Source organism: Aeromonas sp. S9(2024), from assembly GCF_041403185.1.
GTDB classification, from domain to species: domain Bacteria; phylum Pseudomonadota; class Gammaproteobacteria; order Enterobacterales; family Aeromonadaceae; genus Aeromonas; species Aeromonas enteropelogenes.
Genome location: NZ_JBGLRE010000019.1, coordinates 1 through 3062 on the forward strand (window position 1 = coordinate 1; position 3062 = coordinate 3062).

Consider the following 3062-nt stretch of genomic DNA (forward strand, 5'->3'; position numbering starts at 1 on the left):
AACACTTCTTGGGTGTTGTATGGTTAAGCCTCACGGGTAATTAGTATGGGTTAGCTCAACACGTCGCCGCGCTTACACACCCCACCTATCAACGTTGTGGTCTCCAACGGCCCTTTAGGACCCTCAAGGGGTCAGGGATGACTCATCTCAGGGCTCGCTTCCCGCTTAGATGCTTTCAGCGGTTATCGATTCCGAACTTAGCTACCGGGCAGTGCCACTGGCGTGACAACCCGAACACCAGAGGTTCGTTCACTCCGGTCCTCTCGTACTAGGAGCAACTCCCTTCAATCATCCAACGCCCACGGCAGATAGGGACCGAACTGTCTCACGACGTTCTGAACCCAGCTCGCGTACCACTTTAAATGGCGAACAGCCATACCCTTGGGACCGACTTCAGCCCCAGGATGTGATGAGCCGACATCGAGGTGCCAAACACCGCCGTCGATATGAACTCTTGGGCGGTATCAGCCTGTTATCCCCGGAGTACCTTTTATCCGTTGAGCGATGGCCCTTCCATTCAGAACCACCGGATCACTATGACCTACTTTCGTACCTGCTCGACCTGTCCGTCTCGCAGTTAAGCTGGCTTATGCCATTGCACTAACCTCCTGATGTCCGACCAGGATTAGCCAACCTTCGTGCTCCTCCGTTACTCTTTGGGAGGAGACCGCCCCAGTCAAACTACCCACCAGGCACTGTCCGCGACCCCGATTCAGGGGCCTGCGTTAGAACATCAAACATACAAGGGTGGTATTTCAAGGACGGCTCCAGCGCAACTGGCGTCACGCCTTCAAAGCCTCCCACCTATCCTACACATGTAGGTTCAATGTTCAGTGCCAAGCTGTAGTAAAGGTTCACGGGGTCTTTCCGTCTAGCCGCGGGTACACCGCATCTTCACGGCGAATTCGATTTCACTGAGTCTCGGGTGGAGACAGCATGGCCATGGTTACACCATTCGTGCAGGTCGGAACTTACCCGACAAGGAATTTCGCTACCTTAGGACCGTTATAGTTACGGCCGCCGTTTACCGGGGCTTCGATCAAGAGCTTCGCTTGCGCTAACCCCATCAATTAACCTTCCGGCACCGGGCAGGTGTCACACCCTATACGTCCACTTTCGTGTTTGCAGAGTGCTGTGTTTTTGATAAACAGTCCCAGCCATCTGGTCACTGCGACTCCCGTCAGCTCCATCCGCAAGGGACTTCACCAACAAGAGCGTACCTTCTCCCGAAGTTACGGTACTATTTTGCCTAGTTCCTTCACCCGAGTTCTCTCAAGCGCCTTGGTATTCTCTACCCGACCACCTGTGTCGGTTTGGGGTACGATGACTTGTAATCTGAAGCTTAGAGGCTTTTCCTGGAAGCAGGGCATCAATGGCTTCCGCACCGTAGTGCGTTCGTCTCGTGTCTCAGCGTTGCACCTCCGGATTTACCTAAAGGTACCGCCTACGCACTTTCACCAGGACAACCGTCGCCTGGCCCACCTAGCCTTCTCCGTCCCCCCATCGCAATTACAAGTCGTGCAGGAATATTAACCTGCTTCCCATCGACTACGCCTTTCGGCCTCGCCTTAGGGGTCGACTCACCCTGCCCCGATTAACGTTGGACAGGAACCCTTGGTCTTCCGGCGAGGAGGCTTTTCACCCCCTTTATCGTTACTTACGTCAGCATTCGCACTTCTGATATCTCCAGCATGCCTCTCGACACACCTTCGCAGACTTACAGAACGCTCCCCTACCACTTGCACTAAGTGCAAATCCGCGGCTTCGGTGCCTGGTTTGAGCCCCGTTACATCTTCCGCGCAGGCCGACTCGACTAGTGAGCTATTACGCTTTCTTTAAATGATGGCTGCTTCTAAGCCAACATCCTAGCTGTCTGAGCCTTCCCACATCGTTTCCCACTTAACCAGAACTTTGGGACCTTAGCCGGCGGTCTGGGTTGTTTCCCTCTTCACGACGGACGTTAGCACCCGCCGTGTGTCTCCCGGATAGTACTTACTGGTATTCGGAGTTTGCATGGGGTTGGTAAGTCGGGATGACCCCCTAGCCCAAACAGTGCTCTACCCCCAGTAGTATTCGTCCGAGGCGCTACCTAAATAGCTTTCGGGGAGAACCAGCTATCTCCGAGTTTGATTGGCCTTTCACCCCCAGCCACAGGTCATCCCCTAACTTTGCAACGTTAGTGGGTTCGGTCCTCCAGTTGATGTTACTCAACCTTCAACCTGCCCATGGCTAGATCACCCGGTTTCGGGTCTACACCTTGCAACTAGACGCCCAGTTAAGACTCGGTTTCCCTACGGCTCCCCTATACGGTTAACCTCGCTACAAAATGTAAGTCGCTGACCCATTATACAAAAGGTACGCAGTCACCCCGAAGGGCTCCCACTGCTTGTACGTACACGGTTTCAGGTTCTATTTCACTCCCCTCACAGGGGTTCTTTTCGCCTTTCCCTCACGGTACTGGTTCACTATCGGTCAGTCAGGAGTATTTAGCCTTGGAGGATGGTCCCCCCATATTCAGACAGGATGTCACGTGTCCCGCCCTACTCGATTTCACATCAAGGTTGTTTTCGTGTACGGGGCTATCACCCTGTATCGCCGGCCTTTCCAGGACCGTTCCACTAACTTCCAAGATGCTTAAGGGCTAATCCCCGTTCGCTCGCCGCTACTGAGGGAATCTCGGTTGATTTCTTTTCCTCGGGGTACTTAGATGTTTCAGTTCTCCCGGTTCGCCTCTGTTACCTATGTATTCAGTAACAGATACCCGAGTTATCTCGGGTGGGTTTCCCCATTCGGAAATCCGTGAGTCGTAATGTCTCTTACCGACTGCTCACGGCTTATCGCAGGTTAGTACGTCCTTCATCGCCTCTGACTGCCAAGGCATCCACCATGTACGCTTAGTCACTTAACCATACAACCCCAAGAAGTGTCGTCGAAACGGCATTCAAGTTGCTGTACAACAAGGACCAAATAAAATTTGGTTTTCGCCAAGAAGTTTCCAAAGCACTTGTAACAAATGTTTGAGAACTACTTTTTAAATCAGCTTTCCAGATTGTTAAAGAGCA

At 52.7% G+C, this 3062-nt stretch carries 1 rRNA gene; it reads right to left on the reverse strand.

The features are described from left to right. Nucleotides 1-19 precede the first annotated feature (19 nt). Nucleotides 20-2908: ribosomal RNA gene (locus tag ACB028_RS20165) — 23S ribosomal RNA — on the reverse strand. Between the last annotated feature and the right edge of the window lie 154 nt (nucleotides 2909-3062).